Genomic DNA, 23,304 nt, shown 5'->3' with positions numbered 1-23,304 from the left:
CCACGGGCGCGCAAGTGGAGGCCGCGGTGGAGGCGTTCCGCATGCTCAGCGACGCCACCCGGCTCCGGCTGATGTGGCTGCTGTCGACCGGCGAGTTCGACGTCGGCTCGCTGGCCGCCTCGATCGGCGTGGCCCGGCCCTCGGTCTCGCAGCACCTGGCCAAGCTCCGCCTCGCCGGGCTCGTGCAGACCCGGCGTGACGGCCGCCGCGTGCTGTACCGGGCCCGCGACGCGCACGTCCGCGCCCTGATCGGCGAGGCGCTCTTCCACGCCGACCACGAGGTCTCCGGCATTCCCCGCCACGACTGACGCCCACCACGGGCGACGGCTGGTGGGGCGGTCAGGCGAGCGCCTTCGCCGGGATCGTGCCGGGTACGGCGGCCAGGCGGTGCTTGCGCTTGGGGATGCCGTAGGTGGGGTGGGAGGTGGCCCACAGCGACATCCTGAGGATGCCCGCCTTGACGCGCAGGGCCTTCCGCCCGCCCGTGTACGTCGGCTTCGCGCGGCCCTCGTCGTCGACCAGCTGCAGGATGCCGTCCCGTCGCCCGAGGCTGATGTGGTTGTAGGAGTAGACCAGTTTGGTGCGCGCGACCGGGCGGCCGGTCAGGCGGGCCACGATCGCCTCGATGGCCTGCCTGCCGGTGAAGCCGGCCGAGGCGCAGGACATGGGCAGCGGCCGGCCGTTGTCGGCGATGGCGTGGGCACTGTCGCCGACGGCGTAGACGTCCGGGTGTGAGACCGAGCGCATGGTCCGATCGACGATGATCTGACCGTTTCCGGCGACCTCCAGCCCGGCGGCGGCAGCGAGAGGGCTGACGGCGAACCCGGCCGTCCACACGGTCACGTCGGACGCCGGCGCGGTACCGTCGGCGCACCGCACCCGCGTCGCCTCGACGGCTTCGACGGCGGTGTGCTCCAGGACGGTGATGCCCAGCCGGGCGCACGCCTGGCGCAGGTGGCGGCGGGCCCCGCCGGAGAGCCGGGCGCCCAGCTCGCCGCGGGCGACGAGCGTCACCGACAGGCCGGGCCGGGCTTCGGCGAGCTCGGTGGCGGTCTCGATGCCGGTCAGCCCGTCGCCGATGACCACCACGCGGCCGCCCTCGCCCCGACGATCCAGGCTGTCCAGGCGTTCGCGCAGGCGCAGCGCCGAAGGCCGGGCGGCGACGTCGTAGGCGTGCTCGGCCACGCCGGGGACGGCTTCGACGTTCCCCTGGCTGCCGAGCGCGTACACCAGGGTGTCGTAGCCGAGCTCGTCGCCGCCGGCGAGGGCGACGACGCGGCGCTCGGCGTCGACGGCGGTGACCCGGGCCAGGCGCAGGCGTATCGCGGTGCCGGAGAAGACGTCGGCCAGCTTCGGGGCTTCGACGGCCCGGCCGGCCGCGAGCTGGTGCAGCCGCATGCGCTGGACGAACTCCGGCACGGCGTTGACCACGGTGATCCGGGTGTCCTTCGGGGACAGCCGGCGGGCCAGGTTCCCGGCCACGTAGGCCCCGGCGTAGCCGGCGCCGAGGACGACGATGCGGTGCTTCATGTGGATGCTCCTGTGGATGCGGCGTCCTGACGACCATGCGGCGCCGCCGTCGGGGACTTTGTGACAGCGCGCTCCTGTGACCTGCGCCACCGGCCCCGGGTGTCACACAACGGCGGGCGCCGGCGCCTTGTGCGTGAAGCAGGAGTTGCGGGCGGACAGGCGGGAGCCGGAGATGGACGAGCACAGCGACCCGAGGACGGACCGGGCGACCGAGGCGTTCCTCGCCCACCGCAACCTGCTGTTCACGGTCGCGTACGAGATGCTCGGCTCGGCGGCCGACGCCGAGGACGCCCTCCAGGAGACCTGGCTGCGGTGGGTCAGGGTCGACCTGGCGCAGGTGCGCGACGAGCGCTCGTATCTGGTGCGGGTCGTCACCCGGCGGGCGCTCGACCGGCTGCGGGCGGTCAAGCGCCGCAAGGAGGCGTACGTGGGCCCGTGGCTGCCCGAGCCGCTGCTGACCGCGCCGGACGTGGCCGAGGACGTGGAACTGGCCGAGAGCGTGTCGATGGCGCTCATGCTCGTCCTGGAGACGCTGTCGCCGACCGAGCGGGCCGTCTTCGTGCTGCGCGAGGTCTTCGACATCGGCTACGACGAGATCGCGGCGGCCGTCGGCAAGACCCCGGCGACCGTACGGCAGATCGCGCACCGGGCCCGCAGGCACGTCGACGCGCGGCGGCCCCGCGAGGTGGTCCACCCGGCCCAGGTCAGGGCGGCGGTGGAGTCGTTCCGGCGCGCGCTCGAGACCAGGGACCTGCAAGGGCTGCTCGACGTGCTCGCCCCCGAGGTCGTCCTGGTGAGCGACGGCGGCGGCGTCAAGCAGGCCGCGCCTCACCCGGTCCGGGGCGCCGGCAAGGTGGCCCGCCTGATCGTCGAGGGCCTCGGCAGGACCGGGATCGCGCTCACCAGCGAGCCCACCGAGGTCAACGGCAACCCGGCCCTCCTCCTCCGCGTGGACGGCGAGATCGACGGCGTCGTCGCGGTCCGGGTCGAGGACGCCCGCATCACCGGCCTCTACTACGTCCGCAACCCGCACAAGCTGACCCGCATCGCGTCCGAGACCCCGCTCACCCTGCGGTGAACACCGAACCCTGGAGGTCCTTCATGACGAAGAGCGCTGCCGACGAACTCGCCGGCTTCAGGCTGCCGGTCGAACGTGGCTGCCCGTTCGCCCCGCCCCCCGCCTACGAACGGCTGCGCGAACAGGCGCCGATCAGCAGGATCACGTTGGCCAGTGGCGGCGAGGCGTGGTGGGTGGCCGGGTACGAGGCCGGCCGTGCCGTCCTCGCCGACCCCCGTTTCTCCTCCGACAAGCGCAAGGCGGGCTTCCCGCTCTTCACGCTGGACGAGACGACCCTGCGGCAGCTCCGCAGCCAGCCGCCGTTGATGCTCGGCCTGGACGGCGCCGAACACTCAGCGGTCCGCCGCCCGGTGATCGGCGAGTTCACCCTGCGGCGGCTGACCGCGCTGCGCCCGAGGATCCAGGCCATCGTCGACCACTTCGTGGACGCCATGCTCGCCGCCGGCCGGCGGCCGGTCGACCTCGTCCACGCGCTGTCGCTGCCGGTGCCCTCCCTGGTGATCTGCGAACTGCTCGGCGTCCCGTACACCGATCATGACTTCTTCCAGAGCCGCACCGGCATGATGGTGAGCCGTACCTCGCTCGAAGACCGCGCGCGGGCCTTCGGCGAGCTGCGCGCCTACATCGACGACCTGATCACCCGCAAGGAGTCGGAGCCCGGCGACGACCTGTTCAGCCGGCAGATCGCCCGGCAGCGCCAGGACGGCGAGGTCGACCATCCGGGCCTGGTGAGCCTGGCCTTCCTGCTGCTGACCGCCGGGCACGAGACCACGGCGAACATGATCTCGCTCGGGGTGTTCGGGCTGCTCGGCCATCCGGAGCAACTGGCCCTGATCCAGGCCGACCCGGGCCGGACGCCCCTGGCCGTGGAGGAACTGCTGCGCTACTTCACCATCGCCGACGGGGTCACCTCCCGGGTGAGCACCGAGGACGTGGAGATCGGCGGGGTGACGATCAGGGCCGGCGAGGGCGTCGTCGTCTCGACGCTGTCGGCGAACTGGGACCCGGCGGTGTTCGAGGACCCGGACAGGCTGGACATCGAGCGCGGGGCGCGCCACCACCTCGCCTTCGGCTTCGGGCCCCACCAGTGCCTCGGCCAGAACCTGGCCCGGCTGGAGCTGGAGATCGTCTTCGACACGCTGTTCCGCCGTATCCCCGCCCTGCGGCTCGCCGTCCGGGCCGAGGATCTGCCGTTCAAGTCCGACGCCGTCGTGTACGGCCTTCACGAGCTCCCGGTCACCTGGTGAGCCGGACCTGATGCGCGCCGACCACGCCGTTACCCCGTCCCGAGCTCCGGAGTCCTCCTAGCGGAAGTCCTCGACCCGGTCCCGCGCCCACTGCGCGAACGTCCGCGGCGGCTTGCCCGTCACGGCCTGCGCGGTGGGCAGCGGGCCCAGGGCGCTCGGGTCGAAGTCCTGGCTGTCCGCCGGGTCGGCCGGATTGCCGTCGTAGTCGGTGAACCCCAGCAGGAAGTCCGCGGCCTCGGCGGCGAACCCGCCCATCCGCAGGTAGATCTCGCGCGCCTCCTCCGGGCTGACCTCCTCGAACCCGACCTCTTCGCCGAGCGCGTCGGCAATGGCCCTGACCTGGTCGCGCAGGCTGATCAGCTCGGGGCCGTTGATGTCGTACGCCTTGCCGTGGTGCCCCTCCTCCAGCAGGGCTTTCAGCGCCACGTCGGCGACGTCCCGCTCGTGCACGGGGAACCAGGCGGCGTCCGGGTTGGCGTCCCGCACGAGCCGCTCGGCCCGGATCGACGGCCCCCACAGCGCGAGCTTGTTGGCCGCGAACTCCCCCGGCCGCAGGTGGGTCCATTCCAGGCCGGAGTCCTGGACGGCCTGCTCGACCAGCGGATGGAAGGTCGTGTCGAAGCCGCCGGTCACCGCGCCCGACGAGAGCACGACGATCCGCCGTACGCCCGCCCGCTCGGCGCGTTCGACGATCTCCTTCGCCGTCGACGGCTCGGGGAAGAGGAACATCCGCTCCACGCCGTCGAACGGCACGGTCTCCGGCTTGGTGAGATCTCCCTGCACCACCTCGGCTCCGGGCAGCTCGGCCCGCGCCGGGTCCCTGGTCAGGGCCCGTACCTCGACCCCGGCCTGGATCAGGCCCGCTGTCACTTGCCGCCCCACGTTCCCGGTCGCCCCGGTCACCAGCACGCGCACATGCACTCCTCTATTTTCCGTATGTCCTACGGTTAAACAATAACGTACCATCTACGGAAAATAGGGAGGCTTGATGGAACGCAGCGGCGGCGGAGATCCCCGGGAGTCCCTGCGCCTGCTCTGGCGTGCCCCGCAGGCGCGATCGGGCCGCGGCCGGCCGCCCAAGGTCTCCCTGGACAAGATCGTCGCCGCGGGCCTGGAGCTGGCGGACCGCGACGGGCTCGCCGCCATGACCATGGACCGGCTCGCCGCGTCGCTCGGCGTCGGCACGATGACGCTCTACACCCACGTGCCCGGGAAGGCCGAGCTGGTCGACCTGATGGTGGACGCCGCCTGGCAGGAGCTCGACCTCACCCGATCGGGCTCATGGCGTGACCGGATCGAGCACTACGCCGCCCGGACCGTCGCCCTGCACGGACGCCACCCGTGGCTGCGCATGGTCTCGACCGTACGGCCGCCGCTCGGCCCCGGGCTGCTCGCCAGGAGCGAGTTCCTGCTGGCCGCCCTGGCCGGGACCGGGCTGACAGCCGCCGAGAGCGCCGCAGCCACCGACTCCATCGTCACCTTCGTCGACGCCGCGGCCGCCACGCTGGCCGAGCACACCCATGCCGAACGGGTCAGCGGCCAGTCCGCCGAAGACTGGTGGGCCGCCCGCCAGGTGTTCTGGGAGACCCTCTTCGACCAGGCGCGCTATCCGGCGATCACCCAGGCCTGGCGGGACGGCGGCTTCGACCGCAACGCGGCCAGGGCGGCGGCGAACGCGTTCGACCTCGGCCTGCGCGCCCTGCTCGACGGGATCACCGCGATGGCCCGGCGGGACGGCTGAGCGGAACGCATGGCCGGATCTGACAGTGACTCGTCATTGCCGCCACCGGAAGCCACGGCAACAATGAGACGTATGTCCGATCTGCACCGTGTGGTCATCGCCGTGTTCCCCGACGTGGACCTGCTGGACGTCACGGGTCCCGCCGAGGTCTTCGCGCTGGCCAACCGCCAGGCGCCGGGCCGGGCGGCGTACCGGGTGCGGCTGGCCGGCCCCCAGGACGGCACGGTGACGACCTCCGCCGGGGTGCGGCTGGACACCGACCTCACGTTCGCCGAGGTCGGCTGGGAGGTGGACACGCTGGTAGTGCCCGGCGCGGTCGAGCTGTCCGACGAGGGGCCGATCCCCCGGATCGACCCCGAGGTGGTGGCCTGGGTGCGGAGCACCGCCCCGCACGCCCGGCGGGTGGCCTCGGTGTGCGTGGGCGCGCACATCCTGGCGGCGGCCGGGCTGCTGGACGGCCTGACCGCCACCACGCACTGGTCCACGGCGGCCCGGCTGGCGGCCGATCACCCGGCCGTGACGGTGGACCCCGATCCGATCTTCGTCAGGTCCAGCGACTCCGTGTGGACGGGCGCCGGGATCAGCGCGTGCATGGACCTGGCGCTGGCGCTGGTGGCCGAGGATCACGGCGAGGCTCTGGCGCTGGAGGTCGCCCGGCAACTGGTGGTGTACCGCAAGCGGCAGGGCGGGCAGAGCCAGTTCAGCGTGCCGATGCGGCAGGCGCCCACCGCGCGGCGGGACATCGACGAGCTGCGGCTGTGGATCGCCGAACACCTGGCCGAGGACCTGTCGGCAGGCGCGCTCGCGGAGCGGATGCGGCTGAGCGAACGGCACTTCGCCCGCGTGTTCCGGCAGGAGACCGGCACCACCGCGGCGGCCTATGTCGAGGCGGCGCGGGTGGAGGAGGCCCGCCGCCTGCTGGAGACCACCGACCAGTCCCTCGACCAGGTCGCGGCGGCCTGCGGGCTGCGCTCGGCGCAGACCCTGCACCGCGCCCTGCGCCGGCAGCTCGGCACCACCCCGGCGGCCTACCGCCGGCGCTTCCGCACCGCCGCCTGACCCCATCACCCTTCTGAGCCCGTACGGCCAGGCGGGGTTCGCATATTTCATGGAAAGGAAATCAGTAATGCATGCTTCTACCACCCTGCGCGAGGTCATCGGCCTGGACAACCGGCCGCCGAGGCTCGCCGAGTCCACGCTGATCCTGATCGACTACCAGAACACGTACCGCTCCGGGGTCATGGCGCTGCCCGGCGCCGATCGGGCGCTGGCCGCCGGGGCCCGGCTGCTGGAGCGGGCCCGCGCCGCCGGCACCCGGGTGATCCACGTGGTCAACGACGGCGGCGAGGGCTCCCCGTACGACATCCGCGCCTGGATCGGGGCGATCTGCGACGAGGTGGCCCCGATCGACGGCGAGGAGGTCGTCGTGAAGGGCTTCCCCAACGCCTTCCACCAGACCCGGCTCGAGGACGTGCTCCGCCAGGCGCAGGCGGGGCCGGATCTGATCCTGGCCGGGTTCATGACCCACATGTGCGTCACCTTCACCGCCCAGGGCGCGTTCAACCTGGGCTTCCGGCCTGCCGTCGTCGCCGACACCACCGCCACGCGGCCTCTGACGGCGCCCTCGGGCGAGGTCGTGCCTGCCGAGACGCTCCAGGCCGGCAGCCTGACCACCATCGCCGACCTGTTCGGCGTCGTGGTCGCCACCGCTGACGACCTCCCGGACTGACGCCCGCCGTTAAGATCGCGTGCCATGCTTCCGGATGGCTTATGGCGGATCGCCAGGATCGGGATCGTCAGCCTGGTTCTCGTGGCGGCGGCCGCGGGACTGGTGCTCGGCGACGTGTGGCTCTGGGCGGCCGCGGAATGGAAGCCGCCGTACTACGCGGCCTTCTACGGGGACGCGGGGTTCGACACCGCGACCACGGTGGCGCTGCTCGTCGCCGCCGTGGTGAAGGCCGCGTTCCTGTGGCTGATCCTGCGCGCGCCCATGCCGGGGCCGCTGGACCGCCGGGCGAAGGCGCTGCGCCGGCTGCTGTATGTGGCGGTGGCCGACGCGATCGTGCTGTGGTGGCCCATCGCGCTGCTTCCCGACGAGGTGGACGCGGTGTTCCAGCTCGTGCTGTGGACCGCGATCCACGTCCTCTACCTGCTCGTCATCCGCTGGCGGTCCCGCGTGCTGCGCGTGGCGACCGGGGCGCTGTTCGCGGTCGTGCTGGCCGACACGGCCGACGAGGTGCTCGACGAGTTCGGCCTGCCGGAGGTCGTGCCGGAGATCGTGCCGAACGACTTCCCCCTGTTTGCGCTGTGCGCGGTGGCGGCGACCCTGCTCACCGTCGTCGGGCAGTGGCGCGACGGCCGGTGGAGCCGCGGCACGCTGGTCGCCGGGTGGTCGTCGATGGGCGTCCCCGTGCTGGCGATCCCGCTCTACCTGTACGTCGCGGACTCCATCAGCGGCACTCTGGTGACCTCGATCGTCATGGACGCGCTGGGGCTCGTCAGCGTCGTGTGGCACGCGGCGACCGCCCGCGAGCTGCCCACCGGGGAACGCCTGGCGGACCACCGGCCCGGCGTGCACCGGGCGATCCGCGTCGCGGTGGCGGCCCTGGTCGTCCTGCCGGTCATCGCGACGATCCAGCCGGAGCAGAACGCGCATCTCACCTATACCAGCTGGTCGATGGACTGCTACGAGCACCGCGACTTCGGTGACCTGAAACCCGCCGAACGTGAGGCCGCATTCCTGTGTCAGGCGCGCAGCAGGCACGGCGGAGTCCCGCCCATGTTCCCGGACAGCCTGTCGGACCAGGCCGTCCTCGCGTACGGGCGGGCGCTGTGCCGGGCGAGGGGCCGCGAGGAGCAGGAGGCCATCCTCACGGAGGCCGGGAGCGCGCGGGCCGGCTGGGGCGCGGACCCGCGGGAGCTCGTCTATGTCTGCCCGGAGATCGTCGGCACGACCCACCCTGAGCTGCTGCGCTCGGCCCGAGAGACGGAGGCGGCGTACGACGCCTATGTCGCCGAGGAGAACGCGAAGTGCCGCGACCCGTGGCCCCGGAAGAAGGGCGTCGTCCAGGCCACGGCCAAATACTTCCTGTTCGCCGACGGCGATCACGGCTACCTCGTCCACGACCCCGGGGACGAAGCCTTCGAGGAGGCGGCGGAGCTGGCGATGGACCGGGTCTACGACGACAGCGGCGGCATCGGGGTGGCCGACAGCGCCGCGCTCGTCGGCCACGTCGCGGACGTCACGGACCTGTGCCTCACGGTGAAGGCCTTCCGCAGCGCGCCACCACGGCGGACGGCCAAGTGGGATCAGGTCACCGAGGTGCCGCTCGTCAGCCGCAGCGGCCGGCTCACCGTGCCGGAGAAGGACGGCGGCGAGGTGGGCGCGGGCGCCCCGATGCCGAACCTGGCGATCGCCGGCAAGGGCCGCTACCGGCTCCGCGTCCACGTCCGGGTCGACCGCGCCGGGGAGGAGCACCACCTGGTCGTGGTGTTCCCGGGCACGTCGAAGAAGCGGCTCAAGCTGAAGTCGTGAGCTCGGCGGTCAGGGGACGAGGACGATGCGGTCGCCGGTCTCCTCCGTCCAGACCTCGCCGATCCGGGCAAGGGGGACGGCGCGGGCGCGTACGTCAATGGCTCCCTCGGTCACCGCCGAGGCGAGTTCGGGCAGTTCGGCGAGGATGTCGCGGGCGGGGACCGAGCCGATGCCGCTGCCGACGATCCGCAGGCGGGCCGAGCGCAGCGCCGCGGCGGGGATCGGCGCGGTCGGGCCGGCGACGGAGCCGATCTGGATCCAGGTCAGCGGGACGGTGCGGTCGGCGCGGGCGACGAGCATCGGGATCATGGCCCCTGCGGCGGGCTCGCCCCACACGTAGTCGATGACCACGTCGACGTCGGCGGCGCGACCGACCTCGTCGAAGGTGATCGTCTCGTCGGCGCCGAGCGCGGTCAGCGCGCTCAGCCGGGCGGCGTCACGGCCGGCGGCGATGACGTGGGCGGCGCCGAACAGCTTGGCGATCTGGACCGCCATCCGCCCGGCGTTGCCGGTGGCGCCGAGGACGAGGACGCGCTGCCCGGCGTGGAAGTCGACGCGCCGGCGCAGCGCCACCCAGGACGACATGGCCGGGTTCATCGCGGCGGCGATGCGTACGGGGTCGATGCCGTCGGGCAGGATCACGCTGCGGCGGGGGTCGATGAGGGTGCGGTCGGCGAACGTGCCGAGCGGGGTGTCGTCCAGCACCGCGTAGCGGACGTTGCCCTCCTGGTCGCGCACCACGCCGTCGACGCCGGGGACGAGCGGGTAGGCGGCGTCGCCGGAGTAGTGGGAGCCGTTCGCCTTGGCCCTGGTCAGGTGGTGCAGCCCGGCGGCGAGGACCTCGACGGCCAGCTCGTCGCCGTGGCGCGGCTCGGGGGCGGGGTGCTCGCGGTAGACCGGCGGGGCATCGGCTGCCTGGATGACGGCGGCGTGCATGGGCGTGACCTCCGGAAAATAGTTTGTTTTACCAACCGCTCGTCATAGTAGTTGGTAATCCAAACCTTCGCGCGGACGTCTCAGGTCACCAGTCCCCTGCGGTAGGCGTAGACCACCGCCTGCACGCGGTCACGCAGGCCGAGCTTGGTCAGGATGCGCGACACGTACGTCTTGACCGTCTCCTGGCTGATCACCAGCGTGGCGGCGATCTCGCTGTTGGACCGCCCGTCTGCGATGAGACGCAGCACCTCCAGCTCACGCGGGGTCAGCGCGCTGTCGTCGGGGCCCCCTTCGGCGGGGCGGATCCGGGACGCGTACCTGCCGACGAGCCGCCGCGTCACCTCGGGCGCCAGCAGCGCGGCACCCGAGGCGACCGTGCGGATGCCGTGCAGGAGCTGAGCCGGCGGCGCGTCCTTGAGCAGGAACCCGCTCGCCCCCGCGCGCAGCGCCTCGTAGACGTACTCGTCCAGGTTGAACGTCGTCACCACCAGCACCTTGACCGGATCGGCGACCCCGGCGCCGGCCAGCAGGCGGGTCGCCTCGATGCCGTCGAGCACCGGCATCCGCACGTCCATCACCACGACGCCGGGACTCAGCCGGCGGGCGAGGTCGACCGCGACGCGACCGTCGCCGCACTCGCCCACCACCTCCATGTCCGGCTGCGCGCCGATGATCGTCGCGAAGCCGGTGCGGATCAGCGCCTGGTCGTCGCAGACCAGGACCCGGATCGGCGCGCTCACGACCGCCCACCTGCGGGGACGCGTGCCCGTACCACGAAACCGCCCGCCTGCCGGTGGGCGTCGAACTCGCCGCCCAGTGCCTCCACCCGCTCGCGGAGCCCGGCCAGGCCCCGCCCGCTCCCGCCGGGAGAGACGCCGCCGGAGCCGGGGCCGCCGGTGGTGACCTCCACGCTGATCTCCTTCTCGCCGTGGCGCACCCGGACCGTGGTGGGGGTGCCGTGGGCGTGTTTGAGAGCGTTCGTCAGAGCCTCCTGGACGACCCTATAGGCGACCAGCTCGGCGCTGCCCGCCGATTCCGCCGGGCTGCCCTCCTCTGCGAGCTCCACCGGCTGCCCGGCCCGGCGGGTCTGTTCCACGAGCGCGCGGAGCTCACCGGCCGGCGGCAGGCCGACGTGGGTGTCGTGATCGGCCTTGAGCAGGTCGAGCATGTGCCGCAGGTCGGCGATGGCCCGCCGGCCGGTGTCGGTGACGGCGCTCAGCGTCGCGTCGAGCCGGTCGGGCGCGGCCGTCAGGTAGCGGGCCGCCTCGGCCTGCACGACCATCGCCGTCACGTGGTGCGTCACGACGTCGTGGAGCTCGCGGGCGATGCGGGTGCGTTCGGCGGCGCGGGTGGCCTCGGCGACGTGGCGGCGGTGCTCGGCCTCGGCGGCGCGGGTTGAGCGCAGCCAGGCCCCGATGCACCAGGTGAGGACCAGGGACAGGTAGAAGACCACATACCCCTCCACACTCTCGGTCGCGCCCAGCCGGGCGAGCGCGATCGCGAGCGGCACGTACGCCAGGGAGAGGAGGACCACGGTGACGCGGCGGTGGCGCTCCAGGTGGGCGCCCGCGCTGATGAGGGCTATGGGCATCGTGTTGCTCGCGAACAAGTGGTAGGCGTGGAGCTGGTCGAGGGCGAAGCCGAGCGCCACCAGTGCCACGCTCACCGCCGGCAGGCGGCGCCGCACGGCGAGCGGCAGGCACTCCAGGGCGAGCACCACGAACGCCGCCTCGTCGACGGGCCGGGCCGGCAGCTCGCCGACCTGCGTCCCCTTGCCGTGGAGCCCCGGCAGGAGCGAGGCGACGGCCATCAGCAGCGCGAACGGTAAGTCCCGGACCACGACGTCGCACCGCCGCCACAGGTCCGTGATGCGCCGTGGACCGGTCATGACGACTCCCTCATGCGCAAACCCTAGGGACCCGGCGGCCTCGGTTCGTCACCACAGGGTGGACATCCGGGGGTAGCTCCTGCGAGCTACCGGCGAATGTCCACCGCACGGGGACGATCTCCAGGCGCCCGCTCCGTAGCGTTGCGACGCGATCCGAATCCCCCACTGGAGGACCACATGCCCGGCAAGATCAAGTCATCCGTCGTGGCCGCGCTGTGCTGCGCCGTGCTCGGCGCGGGCGCGGCCGGCTGCGGCGGCGACGCGCTGGAGAACTGGGACCCCCTCGCGGCCGCCCCGCTCTCCGGGGTCGAGAAGATCCAGGTCGCGGGCCGGTCGGTGAACGTGTCGTGCTCGGGCGACCCGGACAAGGGCGGCCCGGTCGTCGTCCTGATGCACGGCGGCGGCGACGGGCTCGACAAGCTGGCCGCCCTCCAGAAGACGCTGAGCGAGCGGAACCGGGTCTGCTCCTACGACCGGCTCGGCGCGGGGGCGAGCGACCCGCCGGACGGCCCGCAGAGCTTCGCCGGCACAGGGAAGATCCTCACCGGCGTGCTCGACCGCGTCGCCGGTGACGCCCCGGTCGTCCTCGCCGGGCACTCGCTGGGCGGGCTGATCGCCGCCAGGTACGCCCCCGACCACCGCGACAGGGTCAAGGGGCTGGTCCTGATGGACGCCACCCCGCCCACCATGGCGGCCGACATCGCCAAGGCCATCCCCGAGTCGGCCACCGGCCCGGCCGCCGAGCTGCGCGCGCAGAACCTGGCGATGTTCCGGGGCGAGAACCCGGAGAAGCTCGTCATGGCCGACGGCCCGGTCAGGTCCGCGGGCGACATCCCGGTGGAGGTGATCCAGCACGGCAAGCCGTATCTCGCCGCGCTCCCCGAGTACGGGCCGCGTCTGGAGCGGGCGTGGACCGCCGGGCAGCGCGCCTGGCTCGCGCTGTCCGGCGACGCCAGACTGAGCACCGCCGAGGACAGCGGCCACCACATCTACGTCGACCAGCCCGGCGTCGTCGTCCAGGCCGTCGAGCGCGTCACCGAGCAGGCCGCGCGTCAGGCGTGATCGGGCCTGGCCATCAGCAGGCGGCCGTGGCGGAACCGCTCGCCCTCCACCGGCTCGCGCGACATCCGCGCCACCTCGACGAAGCCCTCCTTGCGGGCCAGGTCCGCCAGCTCGTCGATCGGCCACCGGTAGGCAGGCGTGACCTTGTGGTCGAACTGCGAAACCGGCCCGCCGTCGGACTCGAAGAAGCCGAGCAGGAGATGGCCGCCCGGGGCCACCACCCGGCGGAACTCGGCGAGATACGGCGGCAGCTCCGCGGGCGGGGTGTGGATGAGCGAGTACCAGGACAGCAGGCCGCCCAGCTCGCCGTCGGCCGCGTCGACGGCCCCCATCGAACCGACCTCGAACCGCAGGCCGGGATGGTCCCTGCGGGCGATCCGGATCAGCTCGGCGGACAGGTCGACGCCGGACGCGTCCAGCCCGAGGTCGCGCAGGTGGGCCGTCACGTAGCCGGGACCGCACCCGGCCTCGACGACCGGCCGGGGCCCGGCGGCCCGGACGAGCTCGGCGAACGCGGCGATGATCGCGCGGTCCAGCGGCTGGCGGTCGAGCGAGTCACGGACGAAGTCGGCGTAGATGTCGGCCACGGCGTCGTAGGCGTCCGCCGTAGCGCTCAGGTAGGAGGAGGATGCGGTCATGGCGGACGACTGTAGTTGATGCCCGGCGCGTCAGGGCTCCAGCAGCAGCCTGGCCACGGCGTTGAGCGTGATGGCGATGCCGATGCCGCCCACGGTCCAGCCGAGGACCCGTGCGGTGTTCCTGGTCAGCCAGTCGTTGATCTTCTGCAGCAGCGGCTCCACCCTGCGGTGCGCGGCCAGCCGGGCGACGGCGAGCACGATCGCCGGGAGCGTCATCACCAGGCAGTATCCGGCGATCGTGACCCCCGAGAGCTGCCATCCGAGGTCCGCGTCGGCGATCAGGCCGACGGCGGCCAGATAGGGCAGCATGGTGGCGACCTCCAGCAGCGCCGCCAGCAGGGCCAGGCTCATCAGGGCGCCGGTGCTGCCGCTGCCGGTCATCGCCTTGACCCGCCAGCGCTGGACCTTGCCGGGTTCGCCCTCCTGCCGCCGGGCCCTGGCCTCCAGCCAGTAGCTTGCCGCGATGACGGCGACGCCGAGGGCGAGCTGCCCGATCTTCAGCGTCGTCGCCGGGATGTCGGCGACGAGCGCGCGGGCCGCGAGCAGGGCGGCGTCGGCGCCGAGCGTGAGCAGCACGCCTACGCAGAAGTAGAACGCGGCCACCGTGCCCAGGTAGACGGCGACGCGCCCGGCGCGCAACCGGCCGGGGGTGAGCAGCAGCCACACGGGGATGAGCAGGGTGCCGAAGCTGGTGCTGTCGATCAGGGCGAGCCCGCCGAGCATCAGCGCGAGCCCGAGCGTCACGCGGTCACCTCCGCGCCGAAGAGGCGGCCCAGGTAGGCGGCGAGCGCCGCGCGGATGCCGGCGGCGTCGTAGCCCGTGCCGGTGGCGGCGTGGTGCAGGCACAGGCCGTCGACGAACGCGACCAGCGAGGCCGCCTCCACGCGCGGGTCGAGCGCGGGGTCGAGCTCGCCCGCGCGCTGGGCCCCGGCCAGCGCGTCGGCGAGGCCGTCGAGCAGGTCGGCCGTGGCGGCCCGGTGCACGGCGGCCGTCTTGTCGTCGGTGAGCGTGGCCTGGAGGAAGGTCAGCCAGACCCTGAGCTCACGTTCGCGCTCGGGGTCCAGCGGCAGGAACGTCTCCATCAGCCGCATCACGAACCCGCGCACCGGAGTGGTGACCTGGACCTGCCTGACGCGCTCGCCGACGCGCCGGTAGACGTGCTCGATGCCGAAGAGCAGCAGCTCGTCCTTCGAGCGGAAGTAGCGCTGCACCAGGCCCACCGACACCTCGGCCGCCGCCGCGACGTCGGCCAGCGTGGTGCGGGCGAGCCCCCGTTCGGCCAGGGTCCTCATCAGCGCGTGGGTGATCTGCGAGCGCCGCGTGTCCGCGTCGGCATGTCGGGTCATGCGCAAATATTACCGTAATATTTTTTATGCCTACTCCGGGCTGGTGACGCGGGCGAGCACGATGCCGCCGACGATGAGCGCCAGCGCGGCCATGCGGCCGATCGACACCGGGTCCTTGTGCACGACGATCCCGAGGGCGATCGCGCCGACCGCGCCGATGCCGGTGAAGACGGCGTACGCGGTGCCGACGGGCAGGGTCCGCATCGCGTACGACAGCAGCCAGACGGCGGCGGCCATGAGGACGAAGCAGATCAGGGTGGGCAGCGGCCTGGTGAAGCCCTGGGTGGGTTTGATGCTCTGCGCCCAGGCGATCTCGACCAGACCGGCCAGCCCGAGGATGAGCCAGTTCATCGGTCAGTACTCCTTTCCGAGCTCGTACGCGGTCCTCAGCGCGGCGGCGTACAGCTCGTCATGCTCGGCCCGGCGGTCGGCGAGAAGGGGGTCGACCCGGGAGTTGGCCAGGTCGGCGGTGACGAAGGCGGTGTCCTCGACGGCGAAGTGGCCGGCGAAGAAGTCGCGCAGGTAGCGCGCCTGGTAGTCGTAGCGGGCCTTGGGGGCGCCCGGCGCGTAGGCCCCGCCTCGGGCGGTGGCGACCACGAAGCGGCGGCCGGCGAGCGACATCCGGGGGAAGGTCACCTGGTCGAGCCAGGCCTTCAGCGACGAGGGGACCGAGTAGTTGTACATCGGGGTGGCGATCAGCACCACGTCGGCGGCCACGAGCTCGGCCAGCAGCGGCTCGACCACGGCCCAGGCGGCGGCCTGCTCCGGGGTCCGCACGGCCTCCTTGTAGCGGTCGAGCTCGGTGATGCCGTGGGCCATGACGTGATCGCACAGCTCGGTCCAGGCTTCGCCGATGTGCGGCACGGGGTCGGCGGCGAGGTCGCGCCTGACGTGGACGCCGTCCAGGTGGGCGGCGCGCCAGGACTCGGCGAAGGCGTCGCCCAGCTCGCGGCTGATCGACCGGCGGCGGGCGCTCGCGTCCAGGTGCAGCAACGTGGTCATCGGGGGCTCCTCAACAAGTGGACGCTCTGTCCGGTTCGACCGTAGCAGCGAAGCGGACGACATGTCCACTTCGCGGTAGAGTCGCAGCATGAAGCCCCGCATCGACCTGCTCACCGGACGCCCCGCAGGCGGCGGCGCCCGCCCGCGCGAGCGCGCCGACGCCGCCCGCAACCGGGCCAAGGTGCTCGCCGCCGCCGCCGAGCTGTTCGCCGCCCGCGACCCGCGCGGCGTCACGATGGAGGACATCGCCAAGGCCGCGGGCGTGGGGCGCGGCACGCTCTACCGCCGCTACCCCGACACCGTCTCGATCGCCCAGGCACTGCTGGACGAGCACGAGTTCGCGCTGCAGGAGCGGCTGCTGCGCGGCGACCCGCCGCTCGGGCCGGGCGCGCCTCCCGGCGACCGGCTCGCCGCCTTCTACGCCGGGATGGTCGACCTGCTCGAAGCCCACATCTCTCTGGTGCTCGGCGCCGAACAGGGCGAGCTGCGGTTCACCACCGGCGCGTACGGGTTCTGGCGGGCGCACGTGCGGACGCTGCTCATCCAGGCGGCGGTCCCCGAGCCGGAGGCGCTCGTCGACGCGCTGCTCGCCCCGCTGGGCCCGGACGTCTTCGCCGAGCAGCGGCGGCGCGGCCTCACCCCCGAGCAGATCACCGCCGCCCTGGCCCGCCTGGCCCACGGGGTCACGCGTTGACAGCCGCTACGCGCCGTCGATCTCCCGGGCCCGCTCGGTCTGCGGCTCGCCGCTCCTGGTGCGGCCCAGCTTGCCCGCCTTGACCGAGGCCGCCAGCACGTCGCAGATCAGCCGGACGCCGAGCAGCGACGTCACGTCCGAGCTGTCGTACGGCGGCGAGACCTCCACCACCTCCATGCCGAGCAGCCCCTCGGCGGCGAAGCGGCGCACCAGCTTGAGCACCTCGCGCGGGTAGAGCCCGCCGGGCTCGGGCCAGCCGGTGCCGGGCGCGAACCCGGGGTCGACGGCGTCGATGTCGAACGACAGGAACACGCCCTCCGCTCCGTTGCTCCAGGCCACCTCCAGCGCCAGGTCGGCGACGGCGTCCAGGCCGTGCTCCTCGACGTCCTCGACCGTGATCACCACCGAGCCGCCCTTGCGCGCCTCCTCGACGCCGGGCCTGGGCACCTGCCAGCCGCCGATGCCGATCTGCACCAGGTTGCCCATGTCGAAGTGGAGCTCGTGAGCCGCCCAGTACCAGGGGGTCGTGTGCATGCGCTCGTCGAGGTCGCGCTTCTGGGTGTCGAGGTGGCGGTCGAAGTGGATGACGCCGATCTTCTTGCCGAACGCGTTCATCACGCCTCTGGCGGTGGGGAACCCGATCGAGTGGTCGCCGCCGAGGATGACCGGGAAGACGCCGTTGGACACGATGTGCTCGATGCCCTTGGTGATCTGGTCGAAAGCCTTCTCCAGGTTGGCGGGGGTGACGAAGATGTCGCCCACGTCCACGATGTCGAGCTGTTCGCGCAGGTCGACGCCCTGTTCGTAGTAGTAGGGCGAGTACAGCGACGAGATGCTGCGCATGCCCTCGGGGCCGAAGCGGGGGCCGGGGCGGTAGGTGGTGCCGGTGTCGAGGGGCACGCCGACGACGGCGACCTCGTGCTGCCCGACGAGCGTGACGTCCTCCAGGTACGGCGTCTTGAGGAAGGTCTTGATGCCGGAGAAGTGCGGCACCTCGCCGCGCTGGAACGTCGAGGCCAGCTCCCGGTCCTGGATGGAGTCGGCCGGAGGCAGGCCGAGGCGGTGGATGCGCCGCAGCTCCTCCTGGTACTTGCGGTCGGTCAGCTCGCGTTCGAGGCGTTTGGCCTTCTCACCGAGGAGGTCGTCAGGATCGATGCCCATGAGGTGTCCCTGCGCCCGGGCCCGACAAGCACAACGCGAAGAAGGGCATGGATTGCGAAAAGCCTCAGCGGGGGCGCAGCCCGCCGAGGGAGACCTCGACGTAGCGCCGCCAGTCGCCCGCGGCGTTGCGGATCACCGCCGCCAGGCCGCAGATGACCATGTTGACGTCCGCGGCGGTCACCTCGGACCCGACCGTGCCGCGTTCGCGGGCCAGGCCGATCAGCTCCGCGATGGCGGCGAGCAGCTCCTCGCGGGTCTCTCCGCGCGGCTCGGCCGAGCCCATCGCCCGCTCGATCACCTCGGACATGCCGCGGTCGCCGGCCAGCACCTCGCCCACGTGGCGCAGGTAGCGGGCCAGCCCGAGGTCCGGGTCGCCGGCGAACCGGCGCGCGGCCTCGGCGAGTTCGGCGGCCCGGTGGTCGGCGACGGCCTCGATCAGGGCCTCCCGGGTGGGGAACTTGCGGTAGAGGGTCCCGACGCCGACGCCCGCCGCCCGCGCGACCTCCGACATCTGCACGTCGTGGCCGCTCTCGGCGAACAACGCGCGTGCCGCTTCCAGGACGCGGTCGCGGTTGCGCTCGGCGTCGGTGCGCGGCTTGCGGCGGGCCTGCGGTGTTGACATCTCGAACGATCCCCTGACTAGACTTCCGTACGGAATCCGGAATCCTTATTCCGATTATGCAGGAAAGGTCGGCATCATGTCGAAACGGGCGGCGGGACGGTCCGGCCAGGCGCTCCTGGTGTGGGGACTGCTGGTGGTGGCCGCGAACCTGCGGCCGAGCCTGACCGGCGTCGGGCCGCTGCTGGATCGCGTCCAGGCCGATCTGGGGCTGGCTCCGGCCGTGGCGGGGCTGCTGACGACGCTGCCGCTGCTGGCGTTCGCGGCGGTGTCGCCGGTGGTCCCGCGCATGGCCGCGCGGTGGGGGCCCGAGCGGCTGCTCTGGGGCGCGCTCCTGGTGATGACGCTCGGCATCGCCGTGCGGTGGATCCCGTCGGCCGGCGCCCTGTTCGCCGGGACCGTGCTGATCGGCGCGGGGATCGCCGTGGGCAACGTGATCCTGCCGAGCCTGATCAAGCGCGACTTCCCGGACAGGGTGGGGCTGCTGACCAGCGCGTACGCCACGGTGATGGGCGGTGTCGCCGCGGTGGCCTCCGGCGTCGCGGTGCCGATCGCCGAGGCCGCCCCGGGCGGCTGGTACACCGCGCTGGGCTGCTGGATCGTGCCCGCGCTGGTGGCCGTGGCGCTGTGGTTCCCGCAGGTGCGCGCCGCGCGGCCGGCCGACGGGACGGTCCGCCGGCGGCGGCTGCCGTGGCGCTCGCCGCTCGCCTGGGCGGTCACGGCGTTCATGGGCCTGCAGTCGCTGGGCTTCTACGTCGCCGTGACGTGGCTGCCCCAGGTGTTCCAGGACAGCGGGGTCGGCGCGGCGACGGCCGGGTGGCTGCTGTTCCTCTACCAGGCGGTCGCGCTGGTGACCAGCCTGGCGGTGCCGATCGCGCTGCGGTGGGCGCGCGACCAGCGCGCGGTGGCCGCCGTGAGCTCGGCGGCGTTGCTGACCGGCTATGCCGGGCTGCTGGTGGCGCCCGGCTGGGTGCTGGCGTGGACGGTCGTCCTGGGGCTGGCCGGTGGCGCGTGCCTGGTGCTCGCGCTGGCCTTCCTCAGCCTGCGCGCCCACGACGCGACCGGCGCGGGCGAGCTGTCGGCGATGGCGCAGTCGATCGGCTACCTGGTGGCGGCGGCGGGCCCGGTGGTCTTCGGGCTGCTGCACACCGTCAGCTCCGGGTGGGAGGCGCCGCTCGCGCTGATGTGCGTCGCCGCGACCGGCCAGGTGATCGTCTCGATCGCGGCCGGCCGCGGCACGGTGCCCGGGGCCGGCGCGGACCGGGACCCGCTCGGCGCGGGCGAGCCCCGCTGACGCCCTACTGGGCGGCCTCCTGCACGGCCGCGGTCCGGGCGGCTCCGGCCTGGGCGGCGGTGGCCTGGACGGCGGCGGCCATGGCCTCGTGGCCTGCGGCGTTGGGGTGGAGGCCGACCGAGTCGACGCCCTCCATCGGCTCCATCCACCGCACGCCGAGCGGCTTGCACAGGTCGTGGCCCACCGAGCCGGCGTAGGTGTCGACGTACGTGGCGCCGTTGGCGGCGGCGCGGGCGGCGAGCATGGCGTTGAGGCGCTTCTCCACGTCCCGCAGCCAGGGCGCGTCACCCTTGGCGATGGGGACGGTCGAGTAGCAGTTGCTCCCGTCGTCCGGCATGATCACCGGGTAGCCGACGACGAGGACGTCGGCGGCCGGGGAGCGGCGCTTGATCTCCTGGAGCACGGCGTCGACCTTGTCGCCCGTGGCGGCGATCCGCCCGCCGATCGGGTCGATGCCGGCCACGGTGTAGCTGGTCTTGCACGGCGAGCCCCACGGGTTGAGCTTCCCGAGGATGACGCAGCGGGCGATGATGCCGCTGACGTCGATGTCGTTGCCGCCGATCCCCAGCGTGACCAGGCCGGTGTCCGGCCGGAGCGCGTCGAGCTGGGGCGGCGCGGTGCCCTGCGAGGCGGTCATGTGCGCCGTGGTGGCCCCGGCGCAGCTCGCGTCGGTGAACGCGGCCGCGGGTAACCCGGCCGCCGTCAGCGTGGGGTAGTTCCGGTCGGACCGGCCGCAGTTCGCGTCCGTCTGGTTCGGGATTCCGGGGCCCGCGGTGTAGGAGTCGCCGAGGGCCACGTAATGGCCGGTGGCGGCGTGCGCGGGCGGTGCCGCGACGACCGCCGAGGCGAGTGCTGCCGCGAGTGCTGGGGCGATCACGAGGGCGGTGTTCCTGAGCCGTCGGCTGGTTGCGAGCATGGCCACCTTCACTGGACGGGGGGTGAGGGCAGGAGGCGGCGGACCGCAGTTTCCTACCAGGCGGTAAGTTTTGCCATACGGAGCCCGCAGCGTCAAGATCTGCCCGAGCGGATACGATCGGATCGCAAGCGAGAGGCGGGTGATGGTCCGGTGGCGCAGAGGACGACCGTCTACGACGTCGCCGAGCGCGCGGGCGTCTCCATCGCGACGGTCTCGCACACGTTCCGGCAGCCGGAGCGGGTCCGTCCGGAGACGCGGGAGCTGGTCCTCCAGGCCGCGCGGGTCCTCGGCTACGTGCCGAGCGGCAGCGCGCGCGGGCTGGCGAAGGGCCGTTCGCAGGCGCTCGGCCTGTACGCCTTCGACATGTTCCTGCCGTCCGACCTCAGCGCCCCGGCCCTGGATCTCGACACCCTGGTGGCCAAGGAGCTCGACGGCCTCGGCGACGTGCGGCGCTTCCCTCTCTACGTGGACGAGATCCAGCGCGGCTTCGAGCTGGAGGCGCGGCGGCTGGGCCGTTCGGTGATGCTCGGGTCGGGGGCCAGCCGCGACTCGCTGGGCAGCATCGACCTGGCGGGCAGCGTCGACGGGCTGGCGATCTTCCCCGGCGGCGCGGCGCGTGACCTGCTGGAACACGTCGGTCGCGGCGTCCCGGTGGTGATCTTCAGCAGCCCGCCCATGCACGACCCGCTGCACCACATCACGGTCTCCAACGAGGACGCCGTGCGCGAGCTCGTCGACCACCTGATCGGGCAGCACGGCCATCGGACGCTGGTGTTCCTGGGCGAGCTGGCCGCCCCCGACATCGGCGCCCGGTTCGCCGGGTTCCAGGCGGCGCTGGCCGCGCACGGGCTGCCGGTCCCGGACGAGCCGTTCGACACGACGGCGCTGACCCGCGACAGCCTGCGCTCGCTGCGCGCGGCGATCACGGCCGGCGACCTGCCCGACGCGCTGGTGTGCGCCACCGACCAGCTCGCGCTCACGGTGATCGACCTGCTGGCCCGCCACGACATCCGGGTGCCCGACGACGTCGCGGTCACGGGCTTCGACGGGATCATCGCCGGCCGGCTCTCCGACCCGACGCTGACCACGGTCAGGCAGCCGTTCGCGTCGATGGGGCGGCTGGCCGTGCGCATCCTGACCGACACGGCCGCCGGGCTCTCCCACCCCACGTCGTACGTGCTTCCGACGCGCACGGTGATCGGCCGTAGCTGCGGGTGTCGCTGAAGAGTTTTATCTCGATTGCGCAATGGGGCTGGCTTCTTGGCTTGTTAAGCGCATAAATTCGCATCCACTCGGGGGAGGCATGCAGGTCAACAGGAAGGAACTGGCCGTGCGATACAGATCGACAGTGGCCGCCCTGGCCGCGATCGTCGCGGCGACGGCGCTCACCGGTTGTGGCCGCGCCGAAGAGGCCGGCGGCGGGCAGGCCCAGCCGTCGTCCACCGTCGCGGCCAAGGCGACCGGCAAGATCACCATGTGGGCGATGGGCAACGAGGGCGAGCTCCTGCCCGAGTTCGTCAAGAAGTTCGAGGCCGACAACCCGGGCGTCACCGTGGACGTGACGGCCATGCCGTGGGACTCGGCCTACCAGAAGTTCCAGACCGCCATCGCCGCCGGGAACGTTCCAGACCTGGCGATGATGCCCGGCCTGCCGGTCTTCAAGGACGCCTTCGCGCCCGTGCCCGACGCCATCGACACCTCCGGCATGTACCCGGGGTCCGTCTCGACGGGCACGATCGACGGGAAGCTCCTCGAAGTGCCCTGGTACGTCGACGTGCGTGCGCTCTACTACCGGACGGACCTGGCCGAGAAGGCAGGCTGGGACAAGCCGCCGGCCACCTGGGAAGAGCTCCAGCAGATGGCCGCCGACCTGCAGAAGAAGGCCGGGGCCAAGTGGGGCATCCGGCTGCCCGCGGGCACGACCGGGTCGTTCCAGTCGGCGCTCTGGATGGCGTGGTCCAGCGGCGCCGAGCTCATGAACGCCGACCGCAGCGCCTGGACGCTCGACACCCAGGAGTTCGCCTCCGCCTTCGAGTACCTGGCCTCGTACTTCGAGAAGGGCATCGCCGACCCGAACGCCGACACGGCTCCCGCCGCCGCGGTGAAGGACTTCATGACGGGCGCGACGCCCATGCTCGTCGCCGGCCCGTTCCTGCGCGGCGCCATCGCTCAGGCCGGCGGCGAGAAGTTCGCGAGCATGTACACGACCGTGCCCCTGCCGGCCGGCAAGAGCTCGACCTCGTTCGTCGGCGGCGCGAACCTGGTGGTCTTCAAGGGCGCCAAGAACCCGGACTCCGCTTGGAAGCTGGTGCAGTGGCTCAGCCAGGCCGACACCCAGGCCGCCTGGTACAAAGTCAGCGGCGACCTGCCGTCGATCGAGAGCGCCTGGAAGGACCCGGCCCTCGTCTCCGACCCGACGCTCGCCGCGTTCGCCGAGCAGCTCAAGACCGCCAAGGCGCCGCCGCAGGTCGTCAGCTTCGACAAGGTCGGCGCGGCGGGCGACGCCGCGATCGAGCAGATCGTCAAGGGCGGCAAGCCGGTGTCCGACGCGCTGCGGCAGCTCCAGAAGCAGGCCGACGGCATCGGGGTGTCCTGAGCAGTGTCGCGATCCACACCT

At 72.7% G+C, this 23,304-nt stretch carries 25 protein-coding genes; 12 read left to right on the top strand and 13 right to left on the bottom strand.

Translation table 11 applies throughout. The features are described 5' to 3' along the window. Positions 1-26: 26 nt before the first annotated feature. A complete protein-coding gene (locus tag KME80_RS01200; RefSeq protein WP_308125567.1) occupies positions 27-308 on the top strand; it encodes an ArsR/SmtB family transcription factor in 282 nt (93 codons plus the stop codon). Between the two features lie 31 nt (positions 309-339). Here the strand turns inward: KME80_RS01200 and KME80_RS01195 are convergent, their stop codons facing one another. Beyond that, entirely contained in the window at positions 340-1,530 is a 1,191-nt protein-coding gene (locus KME80_RS01195; protein WP_219499112.1) for an NAD(P)/FAD-dependent oxidoreductase, read from the bottom strand. A gap of 172 nt (positions 1,531-1,702) precedes the next feature. Here KME80_RS01195 and KME80_RS01190 point away from each other — a divergent pair, with 172 nt between their 5' ends. Together KME80_RS01190 and KME80_RS01185 are read left to right on the top strand one after the other, a co-directional pair. Next, positions 1,703-2,608, top strand: a complete 906-nt coding sequence (locus tag KME80_RS01190; protein WP_219499107.1) for an RNA polymerase sigma-70 factor — start codon at positions 1,703-1,705, stop codon at positions 2,606-2,608. A gap of 23 nt (positions 2,609-2,631) precedes the next feature. Further along, a complete protein-coding gene (locus tag KME80_RS01185; RefSeq protein WP_219499104.1) occupies positions 2,632-3,855 on the top strand; it encodes a cytochrome P450 in 1,224 nt (407 codons plus the stop codon). A 57-nt stretch (positions 3,856-3,912) separates the two neighbouring features. Here the strand turns inward: KME80_RS01185 and KME80_RS01180 are convergent, their stop codons facing one another. Next, positions 3,913-4,770, bottom strand: coding sequence for an SDR family oxidoreductase (locus KME80_RS01180; protein ID WP_219499101.1), 858 nt, complete (start codon positions 4,768-4,770; stop codon positions 3,913-3,915). Between the two features lie 73 nt (positions 4,771-4,843). On the opposite strand from KME80_RS01180, the gene KME80_RS01175 reads away from it, so the two are divergent. From KME80_RS01175 to KME80_RS01160, 4 genes are all read left to right on the top strand, one after another. Further along, positions 4,844-5,596, top strand: a complete 753-nt coding sequence (locus KME80_RS01175; RefSeq protein ID WP_246643619.1) for a TetR/AcrR family transcriptional regulator — start codon at positions 4,844-4,846, stop codon at positions 5,594-5,596. A 72-nt stretch (positions 5,597-5,668) separates the two neighbouring features. Next, on the top strand, positions 5,669-6,655 hold the full coding sequence (locus tag KME80_RS01170) for a GlxA family transcriptional regulator (RefSeq protein ID WP_219499095.1): 987 nt from the start codon (positions 5,669-5,671) through the stop codon (positions 6,653-6,655). Positions 6,656-6,722: 67 nt separating this feature from the next. Further along, positions 6,723-7,325: an isochorismatase family protein gene (locus tag KME80_RS01165; RefSeq protein ID WP_219499090.1), complete on the top strand. Its 603-nt coding sequence runs from the start codon at positions 6,723-6,725 to the stop codon at positions 7,323-7,325. Between the two features lie 24 nt (positions 7,326-7,349). Further along, positions 7,350-9,131, top strand: coding sequence for a hypothetical protein (locus KME80_RS01160; protein ID WP_219499088.1), 1,782 nt, complete (start codon positions 7,350-7,352; stop codon positions 9,129-9,131). A gap of 9 nt (positions 9,132-9,140) precedes the next feature. Here KME80_RS01160 and KME80_RS01155 read toward each other — a convergent pair whose 3' ends face one another. The 3 genes from KME80_RS01155 to KME80_RS01145 form a co-directional block, all read right to left on the bottom strand. Beyond that, a complete protein-coding gene (locus KME80_RS01155; protein ID WP_219499085.1) occupies positions 9,141-10,067 on the bottom strand; it encodes a quinone oxidoreductase family protein in 927 nt (308 codons plus the stop codon). An 80-nt stretch (positions 10,068-10,147) separates the two neighbouring features. Next, a complete protein-coding gene (locus KME80_RS01150) occupies positions 10,148-10,807 on the bottom strand; it encodes a response regulator (RefSeq protein WP_219499082.1) in 660 nt (219 codons plus the stop codon). Then, positions 10,804-11,955, bottom strand: a complete 1,152-nt coding sequence (locus KME80_RS01145; RefSeq protein WP_219499079.1) for a sensor histidine kinase — start codon at positions 11,953-11,955, stop codon at positions 10,804-10,806. Before KME80_RS01145 ends, KME80_RS01150 begins: the two co-directional genes overlap by 4 nt. Before the next feature lie 177 nt (positions 11,956-12,132). Between KME80_RS01145 and KME80_RS01140 the strand changes: the two genes are divergently transcribed. After that, a complete protein-coding gene (locus KME80_RS01140; RefSeq protein WP_219499077.1) occupies positions 12,133-13,017 on the top strand; it encodes an alpha/beta fold hydrolase in 885 nt (294 codons plus the stop codon). Here the strand turns inward: KME80_RS01140 and KME80_RS01135 are convergent. The 5 genes from KME80_RS01135 to KME80_RS01115 are packed head-to-tail and all read right to left on the bottom strand — an operon-like array spanning position 13,008 to position 16,003. After that, positions 13,008-13,655 carry a class I SAM-dependent DNA methyltransferase gene (locus tag KME80_RS01135; protein WP_219499074.1) on the bottom strand — a complete coding sequence of 216 codons (648 nt, stop codon included), beginning with the start codon at positions 13,653-13,655 and terminating at the stop codon, positions 13,008-13,010. The genes KME80_RS01140 and KME80_RS01135 overlap by 10 nt on opposite strands. 30 nt (positions 13,656-13,685) lie before the next feature. Continuing rightward, positions 13,686-14,399, bottom strand: a complete 714-nt coding sequence (locus tag KME80_RS01130; RefSeq protein WP_219499071.1) for a GAP family protein — start codon at positions 14,397-14,399, stop codon at positions 13,686-13,688. Continuing rightward, on the bottom strand, positions 14,396-15,001 hold the full coding sequence (locus tag KME80_RS01125; RefSeq protein ID WP_219499066.1) for a TetR/AcrR family transcriptional regulator: 606 nt from the start codon (positions 14,999-15,001) through the stop codon (positions 14,396-14,398). Before KME80_RS01125 ends, KME80_RS01130 begins: the two co-directional genes overlap by 4 nt. Before the next feature lie 30 nt (positions 15,002-15,031). Continuing rightward, positions 15,032-15,352 carry a DMT family transporter gene (locus tag KME80_RS01120; RefSeq protein ID WP_219499063.1) on the bottom strand — a complete coding sequence of 107 codons (321 nt, stop codon included), beginning with the start codon at positions 15,350-15,352 and terminating at the stop codon, positions 15,032-15,034. 3 nt (positions 15,353-15,355) lie between these two features. Continuing rightward, the gene (locus KME80_RS01115) at positions 15,356-16,003 is read right to left on the bottom strand and encodes an FMN-dependent NADH-azoreductase (RefSeq protein ID WP_219499060.1); all 648 of its coding nucleotides are present in this window, start codon (positions 16,001-16,003) and stop codon (positions 15,356-15,358) included. Between the two features lie 88 nt (positions 16,004-16,091). Between KME80_RS01115 and KME80_RS01110 the strand changes: the two genes are divergently transcribed. Next, on the top strand, positions 16,092-16,697 hold the full coding sequence (locus KME80_RS01110; RefSeq protein WP_219499057.1) for a TetR/AcrR family transcriptional regulator: 606 nt from the start codon (positions 16,092-16,094) through the stop codon (positions 16,695-16,697). 6 nt (positions 16,698-16,703) lie between these two features. Here KME80_RS01110 and KME80_RS01105 read toward each other — a convergent pair whose 3' ends face one another. After that, complete coding sequence (locus KME80_RS01105; protein ID WP_219499054.1) at positions 16,704-17,858, bottom strand: agmatinase family protein; 1,155 nt, start codon at positions 17,856-17,858, stop codon at positions 16,704-16,706. Positions 17,859-17,922: 64 nt separating this feature from the next. Beyond that, a complete protein-coding gene (locus KME80_RS01100; RefSeq protein WP_219499051.1) occupies positions 17,923-18,480 on the bottom strand; it encodes a TetR/AcrR family transcriptional regulator in 558 nt (185 codons plus the stop codon). Between the two features lie 76 nt (positions 18,481-18,556). Here KME80_RS01100 and KME80_RS01095 point away from each other — a divergent pair, with 76 nt between their 5' ends. Next, positions 18,557-19,771, top strand: coding sequence for a CynX/NimT family MFS transporter (locus tag KME80_RS01095; protein ID WP_219499048.1), 1,215 nt, complete (start codon positions 18,557-18,559; stop codon positions 19,769-19,771). Between the two features lie 4 nt (positions 19,772-19,775). Here the strand turns inward: KME80_RS01095 and KME80_RS01090 are convergent, their stop codons facing one another. Beyond that, positions 19,776-20,687, bottom strand: coding sequence for an SGNH/GDSL hydrolase family protein (locus tag KME80_RS01090; protein ID WP_219499045.1), 912 nt, complete (start codon positions 20,685-20,687; stop codon positions 19,776-19,778). Positions 20,688-20,837: 150 nt separating this feature from the next. Here KME80_RS01090 and KME80_RS01085 point away from each other — a divergent pair, with 150 nt between their 5' ends. Together KME80_RS01085 and KME80_RS01080 are read left to right on the top strand one after the other, a co-directional pair. Continuing rightward, the gene (locus KME80_RS01085; protein ID WP_219499041.1) at positions 20,838-21,911 is read left to right on the top strand and encodes a LacI family DNA-binding transcriptional regulator; all 1,074 of its coding nucleotides are present in this window, start codon (positions 20,838-20,840) and stop codon (positions 21,909-21,911) included. A gap of 106 nt (positions 21,912-22,017) precedes the next feature. Continuing rightward, positions 22,018-23,283 carry an extracellular solute-binding protein gene (locus KME80_RS01080; protein WP_219499037.1) on the top strand — a complete coding sequence of 422 codons (1,266 nt, stop codon included), beginning with the start codon at positions 22,018-22,020 and terminating at the stop codon, positions 23,281-23,283. Positions 23,284-23,304: the final 21 nt, after the last annotated feature.

Origin of the sequence: Nonomuraea ceibae (assembly GCF_019396325.1) — a bacterium.
Classification (GTDB): domain Bacteria; phylum Actinomycetota; class Actinomycetes; order Streptosporangiales; family Streptosporangiaceae; genus Nonomuraea; species Nonomuraea ceibae.
Note: the sequence above shows the minus strand (reverse complement) of the source record. Positions and strands in the feature narration are given on the sequence as shown.

Bases quoted from the DNA above. Each gene is read 5' to 3' on its own strand.
- KME80_RS01125 (WP_219499066.1), bottom strand. From the start codon at position 15,001: ATGACCCGACATGCCGACGCGGACACGCGGCGCTCGCAGATCACCCAC.
- KME80_RS01165 (WP_219499090.1), top strand. From the start codon at position 6,723: ATGCATGCTTCTACCACCCTGCGCGAGGTCATCGGCCTGGACAACCGG.
- KME80_RS01175 (WP_246643619.1), top strand. From the start codon at position 4,844: ATGGAACGCAGCGGCGGCGGAGATCCCCGGGAGTCCCTGCGCCTGCTC.
- KME80_RS01170 (WP_219499095.1), top strand. From the start codon at position 5,669: ATGTCCGATCTGCACCGTGTGGTCATCGCCGTGTTCCCCGACGTGGAC.
- KME80_RS01160 (WP_219499088.1), top strand. From the start codon at position 7,350: ATGCTTCCGGATGGCTTATGGCGGATCGCCAGGATCGGGATCGTCAGC.
- KME80_RS01185 (WP_219499104.1), top strand. From the start codon at position 2,632: ATGACGAAGAGCGCTGCCGACGAACTCGCCGGCTTCAGGCTGCCGGTC.
- KME80_RS01140 (WP_219499077.1), top strand. From the start codon at position 12,133: ATGCCCGGCAAGATCAAGTCATCCGTCGTGGCCGCGCTGTGCTGCGCC.
- KME80_RS01115 (WP_219499060.1), bottom strand. From the start codon at position 16,003: ATGACCACGTTGCTGCACCTGGACGCGAGCGCCCGCCGCCGGTCGATC.
- KME80_RS01155 (WP_219499085.1), bottom strand. From the start codon at position 10,067: ATGCACGCCGCCGTCATCCAGGCAGCCGATGCCCCGCCGGTCTACCGC.
- KME80_RS01135 (WP_219499074.1), bottom strand. From the start codon at position 13,655: ATGACCGCATCCTCCTCCTACCTGAGCGCTACGGCGGACGCCTACGAC.
- KME80_RS01120 (WP_219499063.1), bottom strand. From the start codon at position 15,352: ATGAACTGGCTCATCCTCGGGCTGGCCGGTCTGGTCGAGATCGCCTGG.
- KME80_RS01100 (WP_219499051.1), bottom strand. From the start codon at position 18,480: ATGTCAACACCGCAGGCCCGCCGCAAGCCGCGCACCGACGCCGAGCGC.
- KME80_RS01090 (WP_219499045.1), bottom strand. From the start codon at position 20,687: ATGCTCGCAACCAGCCGACGGCTCAGGAACACCGCCCTCGTGATCGCC.
- KME80_RS01095 (WP_219499048.1), top strand. From the start codon at position 18,557: ATGTCGAAACGGGCGGCGGGACGGTCCGGCCAGGCGCTCCTGGTGTGG.
- KME80_RS01195 (WP_219499112.1), bottom strand. From the start codon at position 1,530: ATGAAGCACCGCATCGTCGTCCTCGGCGCCGGCTACGCCGGGGCCTAC.
- KME80_RS01105 (WP_219499054.1), bottom strand. From the start codon at position 17,858: ATGGGCATCGATCCTGACGACCTCCTCGGTGAGAAGGCCAAACGCCTC.
- KME80_RS01145 (WP_219499079.1), bottom strand. From the start codon at position 11,955: ATGACCGGTCCACGGCGCATCACGGACCTGTGGCGGCGGTGCGACGTC.
- KME80_RS01190 (WP_219499107.1), top strand. From the start codon at position 1,703: ATGGACGAGCACAGCGACCCGAGGACGGACCGGGCGACCGAGGCGTTC.
- KME80_RS01110 (WP_219499057.1), top strand. From the start codon at position 16,092: ATGAAGCCCCGCATCGACCTGCTCACCGGACGCCCCGCAGGCGGCGGC.